The organism is Streptomyces sp. NPDC048297, assembly GCF_043201585.1.
Lineage (GTDB): Bacteria > Actinomycetota > Actinomycetes > Streptomycetales > Streptomycetaceae > Streptomyces.
The window spans coordinates 60,568-76,288 of sequence record NZ_JBICZA010000020.1 but is presented as its reverse complement, the minus strand read 5'-3'; the positions used below and the strand labels follow the sequence as shown (position 1 = coordinate 76,288).

Here is a 15,721-nt window from a genome sequence, read left to right as displayed (position 1 = left end):
GCGGCGGCGCTCAGCCGGGGTGGCGGAATTCGGCGGTGCCGGACTCACCGTGACGGGGTGTCTTTTCTCTCCGGGCCGGCGGCCTCTTTCCTTGCTGACCCGGTGGCACCGCCCTTTTCCGCCGCGGCGGCGCTCAGCCGGGGCGGCGGAATTCGGCGGTGCCGGACTCACCGTGACGGGGTGCCTTTGCCCTCCGCGCCAGCGGCCTCTCTCCACGCGGCGGCGGTGGGCGCCGCCCTTTTCCGCCGCGGCGGCGCTCCGCCGGGGGCGGCGGAGTTCGGCGGTGCCGGACTCACTGTGACTGGGTGCCCCTTTTCGTCGCGAGTCCGGTCGCTTACTCCGTGTCCGGAGTCGTCTTCTCGGGTTCCGGGGTTTCGGGGAGTTCCGCTGACAGGGCGGCGGCGGAGCGGACCAGGGGGAGGGCCAGGAGGGCGCCGAGGCCCTCGCCGAGTTTTACGCCCTGGTTCAGCAGGGGTTCCAGGGCCATGCGGTCCAGGGCCTTGGCCTGGCCCGGCTCCCCGCTGTCGTGGCCCGCCAGCCACCAGTCCGGCGCCCGGAAGGCGACCCGCTGCGCGACCAGCGCGCACGCGGCGGTCACGACACCGTCCAGGATCACCGGCAGCTTCCGCACCGCGCACTGCAGCAGGAACCCGGTCATCGCCGCCAGATCCGCCCCGCCCACCGTCGCGAGCAGCTGCAGCTGGTCCCCGAGCACCGGCCGCGCCCGCCGCAGCGCGTCCCGGATCGCCGCGCACTTGCGCATCCACGCCAGGTCGTCGATCGCGAACCCGCCCCGCCCGGTCACCACCGACGCGTCGGTCCCGCACAGCGCGGCGACCAGCACCGCCGCCGCCGTCGTCCCGCCCACGCTGACATCGCCGAGCACCACCAGATCGGTCCCCGAGTCGGCCTCCTCGTCGGCGACGGCGACCCCCGCCCGGAACGCCTCCTCGGCCTCCTGAAGCGTCAGCGCGTCCTCGATGTCGATACGGCCGCTGCCCCGCCGCACCCGGTGCCGCACGACCTCCTCGGGAAACGCGTCCGGCGCGCAGTCCAGGGCCATGTCCACGACCCGCACGGGCACGTCCTGCCGCCGCGCGAGCACCGACACCGGGCCGGAGCCCTCCAGCACCGCCCGCACCAGCTGCTCCGCGCTGCCCGCCGGGCGTGCCGAGACGCCGAGTTCGGCGACCCCGTGGTCACCGGCGAAGAGCACCACCCGGGGCCGTTCGAGCGGCCGTACCGGTACGGCACCCTGCGCGGCGGCCAGCCACTCGCCCAGCTCGTCGAGGCGCCCGAGCGACCCGGGTGGCACGACCTGGCGCTCCCGCCGGGCCTCGGCGTCACGGCGTACGCCCCCGTCAGGGCGCTCGATCAGATCGGTGAAGTCGTCGAGATTAAGCCTGCTCATTCGCCGAACAGTACCGCCAGCACACGACCGTCTCCGCGCCACACCGCCACCACACCGTGACGACGTCGTTGCACCCAAGATCGCGATCCCATACGTTCCGCTTTGCAGCAAAATGTCGCACAGGGAGCCGCCCATGCCGCCCTCGACCCTCACCTCTTCGGCCACCGACCCGTTCTTCCAGGAGCGCCGCGAGGACTGCCCCTGGTGCGGGTCCCTGCGACTGCGCACCCGGCTGAGCACGCCGGACCCGCTGCGCCGGCGGCCGGACACCTTCGTGCTCGACGCGTGCGACGAGTGTGGCCACGCCTTCCAGAACCCCCGGCTCACCGCGGAGGGACTCGCCTTCTATCACCGCGACGTCCACGAGCGGCATGCGGAGGAGTTCGCCGCACGCGTCCTTCCCGCCCCGAGGGTCAGGCGCCGCCACCGTGCCGCCGCCCGCGCGTTGTCGGCGCTGCCCGACCCGGAGAGCTGGCTGGACGTGGGCACCGGGGACGCCCGGTTCCCCGAGGCCGCGAAGGAGTTCTTCCCCTACACCAGCTTCGACGGCCTGGACACGGCGGCCAAGGTGGCGCGGGCGCTCGTGGAGGGACGCGTCGAGGAGGCCCACCGGGGTCACCTGAGCACACCGGGCATCGCCGAACGCCTCCGCGCCCGCTACGACGTGGTCAGCATGTTCCACCATCTGGAGCACGTGCCCGACCCCCGCGCCGAACTCCGCGCCGCCCTCGTCGTGCTGCGCCCCGGCGGACACCTCGTCGTCGAAGTCACCGACCCGCACAGCGCGTTCGCGCCGCTGCTGGGCAGGTGGTGGCTGCCGTACGGCCAGCCCCGGCACCTCCACCTGATGCCGTTGCCCAACCTCAGGGCGGAGCTGGAGTCGCAGGGCTGCACGGTCCTCGTCACGGACCGCGGCGCCCCCCACCTCCCGTACGACCTCTCGGCCGCGGTGGCGCTGGCGCTGGCCTGTGCGCCCCCGCTGGTGCGCACGGCCGCGGCTCCCGCCCTGGCCGCGGCCTCCGCCCTGGACCACGCCCTGGCCCCCCTCTCCCGCCGCACCGGCCTCTCCAACACGTACCGCCTCGTGGCACGCAGAGAGGTGTAGCGGTCGAGGGGGCGCGCGCCGTCGCCGGGTGCGGCCGCGTCGTGGCCGCTACCGGAGCACCAGGGCCTGGCCCGCGACCACCAGGAGGACCTGTTCGCACTCGGAAGCGAACGCCGCGTTCAGGCGGCCCAGTTCGTCGCGGTAGCGGCGTCCGGAGGCGGTGGCCGGGACGATGCCGGAGCCGACCTCGTTGGAGACGGCCACCACCGTGCGGCGAGTGCCGCGCACCGCGTCCGTCAGGTCCCGTACCCGCTCGCGCAGCGCCTTCTCCCCGCCGCCCGCCCACTCCGCGTCGTCCCACGCCCCGACGCGGTCCATGACGTCCGTCAGCCACAGCGACAGGCAGTCGACCAGCAGCGGCGGCCCCTCCTCGGCGAGCAGCGGCACGAGGTCGGTCGTCTCCGTCGTGCGCCACGACCCCGGCCGGCGCTCCTGGTGCAGAGCCACCCGTGCGGCCCACTCGGTGTCGCCGCCCCGCGTCCCGCCGGTCGCCACGTACAGCACGTCCGGGAAGGCCTCCAGCCGCCGTTCGGCCTCCACCGACTTGCCCGAGCGCGCCCCGCCCAGCACCAGCGTCCGGCGCGGCACGTCGGGCACGTCCTCGTACGCCCCGACCACCAGCGTCGTACCGTCCGGCACCGCCCGTGCCCCGGCCGCCGCGAGCCGGCGCCGCAACTCCGCGCCCTGCGGCACGTCGTGGCCGAGATGGACGGCGACGATGTCCGTGGTCGGCCCGACGGCACCGACCGCCCGCAGCCGGGCCAGCGCGTCCGGGCGCCCCAGGACGTCGGCGAGGACCATGTGGTACGTCTCCGCGGTCCCCTCCTCCAGGCCCGCGGGCGCCCCGCCCGGCGGCAGGTACAGCAGCCGCTGCCCGTCCGGGCCGGTCACCGCGTAGCCGGTGCCGCCCGCGTCCATCGCCACCGCCCGCACCCGATGCCCCGTCAGCAGCGTCAACTCCCGTCCGTCCGCCACCCGCACGGGCTGCGGCAGCCCGGCCGGCACCTCCACGGGCGGCCCGTCGTGCGGATGCGACAGCAGCACCTGCCGCACCCCGGCCAGCGAGTGCCCGGCCCGCGCCGCCGCGAACGCCGCGCCCGGCGTCAGGTCCAGCAGCAGCGCCCCGTCCACGAGCAGCGCGGTCGCCGCCCGCGCGTCCTCGCCGAGCGCGGTCGCACACACCGCACACGGACAGTCGGGGCGGGGCAGCCCCGCGGGGGCACCGGTACCGAGCAGAGTCACTTCCACGAGATCGATTTTCCCCTCTCCTCACGCACACCGCTCACCGCGGATGATCCACAACCTCGCACCGCGACCCCGGCGCAGCGCATACCCTTCGCGGACGAGGGGATCACCCGAGGTGGATCGAAGGAGGCCCATATGACGGCATGGACGTGGCGGTTCGAGAAGGCCGACGGGACGGAGGTCCAGCCCGCGGTGCAGCCCGAGGAGTTCACCACGCAGGGGGACGCCGAGTCCTGGATCGGCGAGAACTGGAAGGCGCTGCTGGAGGGTGGCGCGGACCAGGTGTTCCTGTCCGAGGACAGCACGGAGATCTACGGCCCGATGAGCCTGCACGCGGACGCGGAGTAGCCCGACCGGGGCACAGGTCCGGGGCTGGGGTCCGGGGCAGAGGTGAGGAGGGGGCCGCCCTCCTCGCCGTCCTCACTGCTCGCCCAGTGTCACCTCCACCGACTGCTCACGGCCGTCGCGCTGGTAGGTCAGCGTCGTCCGCTGTCCCGGCTTGTCCCCGGCCAGCGCCTCGGAGAGCGCCGTCGTCGTGGTGATCGTGCTGTTGCCCAGCCTGGTGATGACGTCGCCCGGCCGCAGCCCCGCCCGGTCGGCCGGGCCGCCGCTGAGGACGTTGACCACGGCGGCCCCGGTCGGCTGGTACCTCTCGTCCACGACCGTGCGCGCGGTGATGCCGAGCGCGGCCCGGCCCGAGTCGACGACCTTGCCGCTGCGGACGATCTGCCCGGCGACCGTCTTCACCATCGAGGAGGGGATGGCGAACCCGATGCCGGGCGCCGCGTTGCCGAGGCCGGGGTCGGCGGCGGCGAGCGTGGGGATGCCGATGACCTGCCCGTCGAGGTTGACCAGCGCGCCCCCGCTGTTGCCGGGGTTGATGGCGGCCGACGTCTGCACCATGTTGGCGATGGTGGCGCCCGTGCCGCCGTCCGAACCGCCCTCACTGACGGTCCGTCCGGTCGCGGACACGATGCCCTGCGTCACGCTGGAGGACAGCCCGAGCGGCGATCCCATGGCCAGCACGATCTGGCCGACCTCCACCTTCTCGGAGTCCGCGAACACCGCGGGCTTCAGCCCGGCCGGCATCCGGTCCAGCTTGATCACCGCGAGGTCCTGGTCCGGGTAGGAGTACACCAGACTCGCCCTGAGCGGTTCCTCGCTGTTGGCCGTGGTCACCTGGAAGGTCTTCTCGGAGCCGACCACGTGCGCGTTGGTGATGATGTGGCCCTGGTCGTCGTAGACCACCCCGGAGCCCAGATCGGCGCTGGCCTGGATCTGGACGACCGACGGCAGGACCTCCTTGATGACCTTCTGGTACCGGGTCTGGAGGTCCTCCGCGGACATCGGTGCCGCCGCCTGGGTGGTCGAGCCGTCCCCCAGCGCCGACGACATCGACCCCGTACAGCCGGAGGCGAGGAAGGCGGCACAGGCGAGCACGGCGACCGGGGCACCCCTGCGCAGGGCCCGGGTACGGGAAGCGTCCATGCCCCGAGTCTCACTTCGGGGCCGAGTTACGGGCCTGCCGTATACGCCCAGAAGGCTCAGCCGCGTACCCCGCACAGATGCAGCAGCGCCGCGACGCGCCGGTACGGGTCCGTGCGGCCCGCTCGCTCCTCGACCGCCAGCAGTGTCTCCAGGTCCTCCGGGACCGGGGCGTCGTCCGCCGCCGTGTCGGTGAAGACCCGGACGCCGTACCAGGCGTGCAGCGGGGCGGCGATACCGGCGAGGGTGGCGGTGAGGGCCGCCAGGCGGTCGGCGCGGACGTCCAGGCCCAGGCGGTTGCGGTAGGCGGTGGAGTCGAACGCGGCCAGCGCGCCTGACCAGTCCCCGGACAGGCCCGGCCGCATCGCGAGACCGTCGCCGTTGCGCACCAGCAGCGAGAGCAGGCCGCCGGGCGCGAGCATCCGGGCCAGGCCCGCCACCAGCGGGTCGGGCTCCGACACGTACATCAGGACGCCGTGGCACAGCACGACGTCGAAGCTGCCCGGCAGGAAGTGCACACCGGTGTCGCGCCCGTCGCCCTGCACCAGCCGGACCCGCTCGCGGATCCCCTCCGGCTCACCGGCCAGGGCCTCCCGCGCGGCCGCGATCATCGTCGCGTCCTGCTCGACACCGGTCACCTGGTGCCCGAGCCGGGCCAGCCGCAGGGCCTGCGTGCCCTGGCCCATGCCCACGTCGAGCACCCGCAGCCGCTGTCCGACGGGGAACCGCCCGGCTATCTGCTCGTCGAGCTGCCGGGCCACCAGTTCCTGCCGTACGACATCACGCAGCCCGCCCAGCTTGTTCAGCCAGGCCTCGGCCGCACCCCCGGTGAAGGCGTCTGCGCTCAGGGCCGCTCTCCGCGCTTGACCTGCGGCTTCGGCAGACGGAGCCGGCGCATCTGGAGCGAGCGCATCAGCGCGTAGGCGACGGCACCCCGGCGGCTCTGGTCCGGGAAGCGCTCGGCGAGACGCTTCTTCAGCCTGAAGCCGCTGAACGCCGCGTCGACCACGATCAACACGATCACGACCAGCCACAGCACCAGCGCGATGCTCTGGATGGAGGGCACCCGGATCACGCTGAGCACGAGGATCACGATGGCCAGCGGCAGGAAGAACTCCGCCACGTTGAAGCGCGAGTCCACCCAGTCACGGGCGAACCTGCGCACCGGCCCCTTGTCGCGGGCCGGGAGATAGCGCTCGTCGCCGGTGGCCAGGGCCTGGCGCTGCCGGTTCAGCGCCTGGCGCCGATCCTCGCGCTGACGCTTGGCGGCGTCCTTGCGGTTCGTCGGAGTGCTGGCGACGCTGCGGCGCTGGGACTGGGCCTCACTCCGCTTGGGAGTGGGCCTGCCCTTGGGGGCCTGCGGGTCACGGGTCTGCTTGGAGTCGGTCACCGCCGCCTTGTCGGCGCGGCCCTTCTCGTCCTTGGCGCGGCTACGGAACACAAAACCCAAGCGTACGGGCTTCACGGGCATGGACCACAGTCCACCGGGGAACGATCCGGCAACACCCGACGTCTGTAGGGGGACAGAGGGGACGTTGCAGACGCTTCACCCGGCGGCCACCGAGAAGTACCGGGAAGTCCTGGGGGACCCACCCCGGGGTCCACCTACTCCCCACGCCGGATCGATACCGTCCGCAGTCGTCCTTGGGGATGAGCGCATCGGTCCCCGAACGGTGCGGTAATGGATGCGGGGCCCGTACTGTGGGTTCTGTCGCAGGATCTGTGAGCTGGAGTCCGTCAGAAGGGGGCGCGCGAAGCCCATGAGCGGTGTCATGAAGCGTATGGGGATGATCTTCCGCGCGAAGGCGAACAAGGCCCTGGACAGGGCCGAGGACCCGCGCGAGACCCTCGATTACTCGTACCAGAAGCAGCTGGAGCTGCTGCAGAAGGTGCGCCGCGGTGTCGCCGACGTGGCGACCAGCCGCAAGCGCCTGGAGCTCCAGCTCAACCAGTTGCAGCAGCAGTCGACCAAGCTGGAGGACCAGGGCCGCAAGGCGCTCGCGCTCGGCCGCGAGGACCTGGCCCGTGAGGCGCTGTCCCGCCGAGCCGCCCTCCAGCAGCAGGTCACCGACCTCGAGACGCAGCACTCGACCCTGCAGGGCGAGGAGGAGAAGCTCACTCTCGCGGCCCAGCGGCTGCAGGCCAAGGTGGACGCCTTCCGTACGAAGAAGGAGACCATCAAGGCCACCTACACCGCCGCCCAGGCCCAGACCCGGATCGGCGAGGCCTTCTCGGGCATCTCCGAGGAGATGGGCGACGTCGGCCTGGCCATCCAGCGCGCCGAGGACAAGACGGCCCAGCTGCAGGCCCGCGCCGGTGCCATCGACGAGCTGCTCGCCTCCGGCGCCCTGGACGACCCGACCGGCATGGCCAAGGACGACATCGCCGCCGAGCTGGACCGCATCTCCGGTGGTACGGATGTGGAGCTGGAACTGCAGCGCATGAAGGCCGAGCTGGCCGGAGGCGCCCCGCAGCAGGCCATCGAGGGCGGCACCGGCCAGGCGCAGTCCCAGCAGCAGCCGCAGGACACCCCGCGTCTCGACAAGCAGTAGTCCGGCGCCGGGACCCCGAGCCGAGGAGGCCGACGTGATCGTACGGATCATGGGGGAGGGCCAGGTGCAGTTGGCGGACTCCCACTTCGCCGAGCTGAACAAGCTGGACGACGAGCTCCTGGGGGAGGTGGAGAGCGGCGACGAGGAGGGCTTCCGGCGCACACTCGGCGCCCTTCTCGACACCGTCCGCCGGCTCGGCACACCCCTGCCGGACGACGTGCTGGAACCCTCCGAGCTGATCCTCCCGGCCTCCGACGCGACGCTGGCGGAGGTCCGGGAGATGCTCGGCGACGAAGGGCTGATCCCAGGCTGAGCGCGCGCCTGCGGCCCGGGCCGGCGGGAGACCACCGTTCACCTGCGGCCGCGTTCCCGGGTGCGGCTGCGATGCGGGTGCAGGTGCGGGTGCGATGCGGCTGATCGCGCCCGCACGGCAGAGCCGCATACCGACACAGCCCCGCGCCCTGGAGAGTCCCGGTGCCCGGCGTCGATGAGCGAGCCGGCGGCAGCGGATGGGTGCCCGCGGCAGTGGATTGGCGGGCGTGCGGCAGCAGATAAGCGAGCCTGCGGCAGCGGATGGGTGCCCGCGGCAGCGGACGGGCGGGCCCTCGTCGGCGGCTGGTCGAGCCTGCGGCAGCAGATGGCCGAGCCGGCGGCAGCGGATGGGCGCCCGCGGCAGCGGACGGGCGGGCCCTCGTCGGCGGCTGGTCGAGCCTGCGGCAGCAGATGGCCGAGCCGGCGGCAGCGGATGGGTGCCCGCGGCAGCGGATGGGCGGGCCCGTGTCGGCAGCGGTATCGGGGTCCAGGCGGGAGACCCGCGGTACGCGGACCCGTACTGTTCTTGGGGTGAGCACTCTCGAACGCGCCCGGTGCGGCCTCAGGGCGCACCCCCTCGCGCTGGACGCGGCCATCGCCGCGGTGGTGCTGCTGTGCATGATCGCGGGATCGTTCGTCGCGGCCGACGGTGACCACGGGGTGTCCTGGGGCGCGCACACCCCGGACCCGCTGAGCCTGCTGCTGATGGTCCTCGGCGCGGCAGCGCTCGTGCTGCGCCGCCGCGCCCCGAAGGCGGTCCTCGCCGTCACCGGCGTCCTCTCCGTGATCGAGTGCGTCACCGGTGACCCGCGCGCCCCCGTCGCCATGGCCGCCGTGATCGCCCTCTACACCGTCGCCTCCACCACCGACCGCACCACCACCTGGCGCGTCGGCCTGCTCACCATGACCCTGCTGACCGCCGCCGCGATGCTCTTCGGACCGCTGCCCTGGTACGCGCAGGAGAACCTCGCCATCGTCGCCTGGACCGGCATCGGCGCCACCGCCGGGGACGCCGTACGCAGCCGCCGCGCGTTCGTCCAGGCCATCCGGGAACGCGCCGAACGCGCCGAGCGCACCCGTGAGGAGGAGGCGCGCCGCCGGGTCGCCGAGGAGCGGCTGCGCATCGCCCGCGACCTGCACGACGTCGTCGCCCACCACATCGCCCTGGTCAACGTGCAGGCCGGCGTCGCCGCGCACGTCATGGACAAGCGGCCCGACCAGGCCAGGGAGGCCCTCGGGCACGTCCGCGAGGCCAGCCGCTCCGCACTCAACGAACTGCGCGCCACCGTCGGCCTGCTGCGTCAGTCCGACGACCCGGAGGCGCCGACCGAGCCCGCCCCGGGCCTGAGCCGGCTGGAGGAGCTCGCCGGCACGTTCCGCAACGCCGGGCTGCCCGTCGAGGTGGCCCGCGCCGACCCGGACGGCGCGCTGCCCGCCGCCGTCGACCTCGCCGCCTACCGGATCATCCAGGAGGCCCTCACCAACGCCCAGAAGCACGCGGGACCGGGCGCCAGGGCCGAGGTCAGCGTCGTACGCGTGGGGCCGAACATCGAGGTCACCGTGCTCGACGACGGCTCCGACGGCTCCGAGGACGGCGCGCCGCCCGCGTCCGGCGGCGGACACGGGCTGCTCGGCATGGGCGAGCGGGTCAGCGCCCTCGGCGGCACCCTGACCACCGGCCCCCGCTACGGCCGCGGGTTCCGCGTCCATGCGATCCTGCCCCTCAAGACCCGTACGACGGCCCAGGGGGAGCCCGTATGACGATCCGTGTCCTGCTCGCCGACGACCAGGCACTGCTGCGCAGCGCGTTTCGCGTGCTCGTCGAGTCCGAGCCCGACATGGCGGTGGTGGGGGAGGCCTCCGACGGCGCCGAGGCGGTCCGGCTGGCCGGGGAGCAGAACGCCGACGTCGTCCTCATGGACATCCGGATGCCCGGCACCGACGGTCTCGCCGCCACCCGCCGGATCTGCTCCGACCCCGCGCTCGCCCACGTCCACGTGGTGATCCTGACCACCTTCGAGGTCGACGACTACGTCGTCCAGGCCCTGCGCGCCGGCGCCTCCGGCTTCCTCGGCAAGGGCAGCGAGCCCGAGGAACTCCTGAACGCCATCCGGGTCGCCGCCGACGGCGAGGCCCTGCTGTCCCCGGCCGCCACCAAGGGCCTGATCTCCCGCTTCCTCGCCCAGGGCGGAGCCGACGACGGCTCCGACCCCGCCCGCCTCGAACGCCTCGACGCCCTCACCGGACGGGAGCGCGAGGTGCTCGTCCAGGTCGCCGGCGGCCACTCCAACGACGAGATCGCCGAACGCCTGGAGGTGAGCCCGCTCACGGTGAAGACGCACGTCAACCGGGCCATGGCCAAACTGGGTGCCCGGGACCGGGCCCAGCTCGTCGTCATCGCGTACGAATCCGGGCTGGTCCGTCCGAGGATGGAGTGAACTCCACCCGGCGTACTGCGCCGGGAGTAGCCGACGCAGAAGGAAATGGACCTGGGGCCTATGAATCGGGCCCCGATGATGGCTCAGGGTGTGAAGTGGGCGCGCACCTGCGTCCCGCCGAGCTTCTGCCGCTCACAGAAGAGAGACCCTGAACCCATGTCCTGGCTGTCCCGATTCAGCCTCGCGCAGCGGGCCCTGATAGGCCTCATGTCCCTCATCGCGCTGGTCTTCGGACTGATCGCGATACCCCAGATCAAACAACAACTGCTGCCCACCATCGAACTGCCCGTCGTCTCGGTGATCGCCCCGTACCAGGGCGCCTCTCCCGACGTCGTCGAGAAGCAGGTCGTCGAGCCCATCGAGGACAACCTCCAGGCCGTCGACGGCATCACCGGTGTCACCTCGACCGCCAGCGAGGGCAACGCCCTGATCATGGCGTCCTTCGACTACGGCACCGACACCAAGCGGCTCGTCACCGACGTCCAGCAGGCCGTCAACCGGGCCCGCGCCCAGCTGCCCGACGCCGTCGACCCGCAGGTCGTCTCGGGCTCCACGGACGACATCCCCACCGTCGTCCTCGCCGTCACCTCCAGCAAGGACCAGCAGGCGCTGGCCGACCAGCTGGACACGACGGTCGTCCCCACCCTGAAGGACATCGACGGCGTCGGCCGCGTCCAGGTCATGGGCGTGCGCGACCTCCAGGTCGCCGTCACCCCGAACGACGCGAAGCTCGCGAAGGCCGGCCTGAGCCCCGTCTCCCTCGGCCAGGCCCTGCAGGCCGGCGGCGCGACCGTCCCGGCCGGCTCCTTCGACGAGAACGGCGCCAACCGCACCGTCCAGGTCGGCGGCGGCTTCACCTCGCTGAAGCAGATCCAGGACCTCATGGTCACCGGCGAGGGCGTGAAGAAGCCCGTCCGCCTCGGTGACGTGGCCACCGTCAAGCAGCAGCCGGCCCCGGCCGACTCCATCACCCGCACCGACGGCCGGCCCAGCCTCGCCGTCGCCGTCACCATGGACCACGACGGCAGCGCGGTCGCCATCTCGAACGCGGTCGCGGACAAGCTGCCCGGCCTGCGCACCGACCTCGGCTCCGACGCCAAGCTCACGGTCGTCAGCGACCAGGGCCCCGCGGTGTCCAAGTCCATCAAGGGCCTGACCACCGAGGGCGCGCTCGGCCTGCTCTTCGCGGTCCTGATCATCCTGGTCTTCCTCGCGTCGATCCGCTCGACGCTGGTCACCGCGGTGTCCATCCCGCTGTCCGTCGTCCTCGCGCTGATCGTGCTGTGGACCCGGGGCCTGTCCCTGAACATGCTCACGCTCGGCGCGCTGACCATCGCCATCGGCCGGGTCGTCGACGACTCGATCGTGGTCCTGGAGAACATCAAGCGGCACCTCGGCTACGGCGAGGAGCGCAAGGAAGCGATCCTCGGCGCGGTGCGCGAGGTCGCCGGCGCCGTCACCTCCTCGACCCTGACCACGGTCGCCGTCTTCCTGCCGATCGGCCTGGTCGGCGGCATGGTGGGCGCCCTGTTCGGCTCGTTCAGCATCACGGTGACGGCGGCCCTGCTCGCCTCGCTGCTGGTGTCGCTGACGGTCGTGCCGGTCCTGTCGTACTGGTTCCTGCGCGCCCCGAAGGGCACCCCCGCGGACGCCGCGGAGGCCCGCCGCAAGGCCGAGGAGAAGGAGGCGGCCAGCCGCCTCCAGCGCATCTACGTCCCCGTCCTGCGCTTCGCCACCCGCCGCCGCGTCACCAGCGTGCTGATCGCGGTGGTCGTGCTCCTCGGCACGTTCGGCATGTCCGGTCTGCTGAAGACGAACTTCTTCGACCAGGGCGAGCAGGAAGTCCTCACCGTCAAGCAGAAGCTGAAGCCCGGCACCAGCCTCTCGGCCACCGACGCCCAGGCCCGCAAGGTCGAGGACCTGCTCGCCAGGACCAAGGGCATCAAGGACTACCAGGTCACCATCGGCTCCTCCGGCTTCCTGGCGGCCTTCGGCGGCGGCACCGACAGCAACCAGGCGTCGTACCAGATCATGCTGGAGGACTCCGCGTCCTCCGGCGACGTGCAGAAGCACCTCGAGGACGGACTGAAGAAGCTCCAGGGCATCGGCACGACCACCGTGTCCGCCGGTGACGGCTTCGGCAGCCAGGACCTCAGCGTCGTGGTGAAGGCGTCCGACCCGCGGTCCCTGCGCACGGCCTCCGAGCAGGTCCGCAGCGCCGTGGCCGGCCTCGACCACGTCACCGACGTCACCAGCGACCTCTCCCAGAGCGTGCCGCGGATCTCGGTCAAGGCCAACGCCAAGGCGGCCGCCGCCGGATTCGACGACCAGAAGCTGGGCGCCGCCGTCGCGCAGGCCGTGCGCGGTACGACGGCCGCCAAGGCGATCCTCGACGACACCGAGCGCGACGTCGTCGTGAAGTCCGCCAGGCCGGCCACCACCCTCGCCCAGCTGAAGAACCTGCGCCTCGGCCCGGTGAAGCTCGGTGACATCGCCACCGTGAAGCTGGTCGACGGCCCCGTGTCGATGACCCGCATCGACGGGCAGCGCGCCGCCACCATCAAGGCCCGGCCGACCGGTGACAACACCGGCGCGGTCAGCGCCAAGCTGCAGACGAAGATCAAGGCCCTGAAGCTCCCCGCGGGCGCCACGGCCGAGATCGGCGGCGTCAGCTCGGACCAGAGCGACGCGTTCAAGAACCTGGGCCTGGCCATGCTCGCGGCCATCGCGATCGTGTTCATGCTGCTGGTGGCGACCTTCCGCTCGCTCGCCCAGCCGCTGATCCTGCTGGTGTCCATCCCGTTCGCGGCGACCGGCGCGATCGGTCTCCTCGTGGCCACCGGCACCCCGATGGGCGTCCCGGCGATGATCGGCATGCTGATGCTGATCGGCATCGTGGTGACCAACGCGATCGTGCTGATCGACCTGATCAACCAGTACCGCGGGCAGGGCTACGGCATCGTCGAGGCCGTCGTGGAGGGTGGCCGCCACCGTCTGCGCCCGATCCTCATGACCGCCCTGGCGACGATCTTCGCCCTCCTCCCGATGGCCCTCGGGGTCACCGGCGAGGGCGGCTTCATCGCCCAGCCCCTCGCGGTCGTGGTGATCGGCGGTCTGATCTCGTCGACCCTGCTGACCCTGCTCCTCGTCCCGACGCTCTACACGATGCTGGAGCTGCGCAAGGAGCGCCGCGCGAAGAAGAAGGCGGCGAAGCGGGCGAAGAAGGCGGGCCTGCCCACCCAGGCGGAAGCCGACGCCGAGTCCGGCGAACCGGAGCCCGCACAGGTCTGACGGCCGTGGACACGGCAATGGGGCGCCCCGTGACTCACGGGGCGCCCCATTGCGCGTTGCCGCCTGTCAGGGCTACGGCAGCGCGAGCATGCGCTCCAGCGCCAGCTTCGCGAACGCCTCGGTCTCCTTGTCGACCTCGATGCGGTTGACCAGGTTGCCCTCGGCGAGGGACTCCAGGGTCCAGACCAGGTGGGGCAGGTCGATGCGGTTCATGGTCGAGCAGAAGCAGACCGTCTTGTCGAGGAAGACGATCTCCTTGCCCTCGGGGGCGAAACGGTTCGCCAGCCGGCGGACCAGGTTCAGCTCGGTTCCGATGGCCCACTTGGAGCCGGCGGGAGCGGCTTCCAGCGCCTTGATGATGTACTCGGTCGAGCCGACGTGGTCCGCCGCGGCCACGACCTCGTGCTTGCACTCCGGGTGGACGAGGACGTTCACGCCCGGGATGCGCGCGCGGACGTCGTTGACCGAGTCCAGGCTGAAGCGTCCGTGGACCGAGCAGTGGCCGCGCCACAGGATCATCTTCGCCGCGCGCAGCTCGTCCGCCGTCAGCCCGCCGTTCGGCTTGTGCGGGTTGTAGACGACGCAGTCCTCCAGGGACATGCCCATGTCCCGCACGGCGGTGTTGCGGCCCAGGTGCTGGTCGGGGAGGAACAGGACCTTCTCGCCCTGCTCGAACGCCCAGTCCAGGGCCCGCTTGGCGTTGGACGAGGTGCAGATGGTGCCGCCGTGCTTGCCGGTGAAGGCCTTGATGTCGGCGGAGGAGTTCATGTACGAGACCGGCACGACCTGCTCGGCGACGCCCGCCTCGGTGAGCACGTCCCAGCACTCGGCGACCTGCTCGGCCGTCGCCATGTCGGCCATGGAGCAGCCGGCGGCGAGGTCGGGCAGGACGACCTTCTGGGCGTCGGAGGTCAGGATGTCCGCCGATTCGGCCATGAAGTGCACACCGCAGAAGACGATGTACTCGGCCTCCGGGCGCGCGGCCGCGTCCCGGGCCAGCTTGAAGGAGTCGCCCGTGACGTCGGCGAACTGGATGACCTCGTCGCGCTGGTAGTGGTGGCCGAGCACGAAGACCTTGTCGCCGAGCTTCTCCTTGGCGGCGCGGGCGCGCTCGACCAGGTCGGGGTCGGACGGGGAGGGCAGGTCGCCGGGGCACTCGACGCCCCGCTCGCTCTTCGGGTCGGCCTCCCGGCCGAGAAGCAGGAGGGCGAGCGGAGACGGCTGTACGTCGAGCTGCGGGGTCTGGGCGGTGGTCACGACACGCACCCTTTCTACTTTTCGTCTAACTGACGCTATCTATCATAACCGGTTCACGTCACTTTGACGATGGCCATAACGTCCATGTGACATGAATCCCCCTCGGGTCTCCCACGGTCGCTGTCCGCGTCCACGGGCATGTGCGAGCATGAGAAGAGAAGCGAAAAGGCGACCACGCGAACGCCCGGCCCGGAATGAATCCGCAAAAACGCCGGTTGCACTGGTCGGCAAGCAGTCTCCGTACAACCCGGGAGAGATGTAGATGTCCGTATCGGACGAGACCAGCACCGTCACCGACGGCATCATCCTGACCGACGCCGCCGCGTCCAAGGTCAAGGCCCTGCTCGACCAGGAAGGCCGTGACGACCTCGCGCTGCGCGTCGCCGTCCAGCCCGGCGGCTGCTCCGGCCTGCGCTACCAGCTCTTCTTCGACGAGCGTTCGCTCGACGGCGACGTCGAGAAGGACTTCGGCGGCGTCAAGGTCGTCACCGACCGCATGAGCGCCCCGTACCTCGGCGGCGCCACCGTCGACTTCGTGGACACGATCGAGAAGCAGGGCTTCACGATCGACAACCCGAACGCGACGGGCTCCTGCGCCTGCGGCGACTCCTTCAGCTGAGCCGGA

The 15,721-nt window shown here is 72.0% G+C and carries 14 protein-coding genes; 8 read left to right on the top strand and 6 right to left on the bottom strand.

Annotated elements, in window-relative coordinates; translation table 11 throughout:
• Positions 1-334 precede the first annotated feature (334 nt).
• Positions 335-1,411 (bottom strand): nicotinate-nucleotide--dimethylbenzimidazole phosphoribosyltransferase, encoded by a 1,077-nt coding sequence (gene cobT / locus ACGFYV_RS22600; RefSeq protein WP_393880221.1) that lies wholly within the window; start codon positions 1,409-1,411, stop codon positions 335-337.
• Positions 1,412-1,544: 133 nt separating this feature from the next.
• Between cobT and ACGFYV_RS22595 the strand changes: the two genes are divergently transcribed.
• Positions 1,545-2,516 carry a class I SAM-dependent methyltransferase gene (locus tag ACGFYV_RS22595; RefSeq protein ID WP_393880220.1) on the top strand — a complete coding sequence of 324 codons (972 nt, stop codon included), beginning with the start codon at positions 1,545-1,547 and terminating at the stop codon, positions 2,514-2,516.
• 48 nt (positions 2,517-2,564) lie between these two features.
• Here the strand turns inward: ACGFYV_RS22595 and ACGFYV_RS22590 are convergent, their stop codons facing one another.
• Positions 2,565-3,764 carry a bifunctional adenosylcobinamide kinase/adenosylcobinamide-phosphate guanylyltransferase gene (locus ACGFYV_RS22590; protein WP_393880219.1) on the bottom strand — a complete coding sequence of 400 codons (1,200 nt, stop codon included), beginning with the start codon at positions 3,762-3,764 and terminating at the stop codon, positions 2,565-2,567.
• Positions 3,765-3,896: 132 nt separating this feature from the next.
• Between ACGFYV_RS22590 and ACGFYV_RS22585 the strand changes: the two genes are divergently transcribed.
• A complete protein-coding gene (locus ACGFYV_RS22585) occupies positions 3,897-4,109 on the top strand; it encodes a hypothetical protein (protein ID WP_393880218.1) in 213 nt (70 codons plus the stop codon).
• A 72-nt stretch (positions 4,110-4,181) separates the two neighbouring features.
• Here the strand turns inward: ACGFYV_RS22585 and ACGFYV_RS22580 are convergent, their stop codons facing one another.
• The 3 genes from ACGFYV_RS22580 to ACGFYV_RS22570 form a co-directional block, all read right to left on the bottom strand.
• Complete coding sequence (locus ACGFYV_RS22580) at positions 4,182-5,249, bottom strand: S1C family serine protease (RefSeq protein WP_393880217.1); 1,068 nt, start codon at positions 5,247-5,249, stop codon at positions 4,182-4,184.
• 56 nt (positions 5,250-5,305) lie between these two features.
• On the bottom strand, positions 5,306-6,007 hold the full coding sequence (locus ACGFYV_RS22575) for a class I SAM-dependent methyltransferase (RefSeq protein WP_393880216.1): 702 nt from the start codon (positions 6,005-6,007) through the stop codon (positions 5,306-5,308).
• A gap of 83 nt (positions 6,008-6,090) precedes the next feature.
• The gene (locus tag ACGFYV_RS22570; protein WP_393880215.1) at positions 6,091-6,687 is read right to left on the bottom strand and encodes a DUF3043 domain-containing protein; all 597 of its coding nucleotides are present in this window, start codon (positions 6,685-6,687) and stop codon (positions 6,091-6,093) included.
• 319 nt (positions 6,688-7,006) lie between these two features.
• On the opposite strand from ACGFYV_RS22570, the gene ACGFYV_RS22565 reads away from it, so the two are divergent.
• From ACGFYV_RS22565 to ACGFYV_RS22545, 5 genes are all read left to right on the top strand, one after another.
• On the top strand, positions 7,007-7,798 hold the full coding sequence (locus tag ACGFYV_RS22565; RefSeq protein ID WP_393880214.1) for a PspA/IM30 family protein: 792 nt from the start codon (positions 7,007-7,009) through the stop codon (positions 7,796-7,798).
• A 34-nt stretch (positions 7,799-7,832) separates the two neighbouring features.
• Positions 7,833-8,111, top strand: a complete 279-nt coding sequence (locus tag ACGFYV_RS22560) for a hypothetical protein (protein WP_393880213.1) — start codon at positions 7,833-7,835, stop codon at positions 8,109-8,111.
• Between the two features lie 530 nt (positions 8,112-8,641).
• Entirely contained in the window at positions 8,642-9,871 is a 1,230-nt protein-coding gene (locus tag ACGFYV_RS22555; protein WP_393880212.1) for a sensor histidine kinase, read from the top strand.
• The gene (locus tag ACGFYV_RS22550) at positions 9,868-10,548 is read left to right on the top strand and encodes a response regulator (protein ID WP_393880211.1); all 681 of its coding nucleotides are present in this window, start codon (positions 9,868-9,870) and stop codon (positions 10,546-10,548) included. Before ACGFYV_RS22555 ends, ACGFYV_RS22550 begins: the two co-directional genes overlap by 4 nt.
• 156 nt (positions 10,549-10,704) lie before the next feature.
• A complete protein-coding gene (locus ACGFYV_RS22545) occupies positions 10,705-13,839 on the top strand; it encodes an efflux RND transporter permease subunit (RefSeq protein WP_393880210.1) in 3,135 nt (1,044 codons plus the stop codon).
• 72 nt (positions 13,840-13,911) lie between these two features.
• Here the strand turns inward: ACGFYV_RS22545 and nadA are convergent, their stop codons facing one another.
• Complete coding sequence (gene nadA, locus ACGFYV_RS22540) at positions 13,912-15,096, bottom strand: quinolinate synthase NadA (RefSeq protein WP_393880209.1); 1,185 nt, start codon at positions 15,094-15,096, stop codon at positions 13,912-13,914.
• A gap of 262 nt (positions 15,097-15,358) precedes the next feature.
• Between nadA and ACGFYV_RS22535 the strand changes: the two genes are divergently transcribed.
• Positions 15,359-15,715 carry an iron-sulfur cluster assembly accessory protein gene (locus ACGFYV_RS22535; protein WP_043406853.1) on the top strand — a complete coding sequence of 119 codons (357 nt, stop codon included), beginning with the start codon at positions 15,359-15,361 and terminating at the stop codon, positions 15,713-15,715.
• The last annotated feature ends 6 nt before the right edge of the window (positions 15,716-15,721 follow it).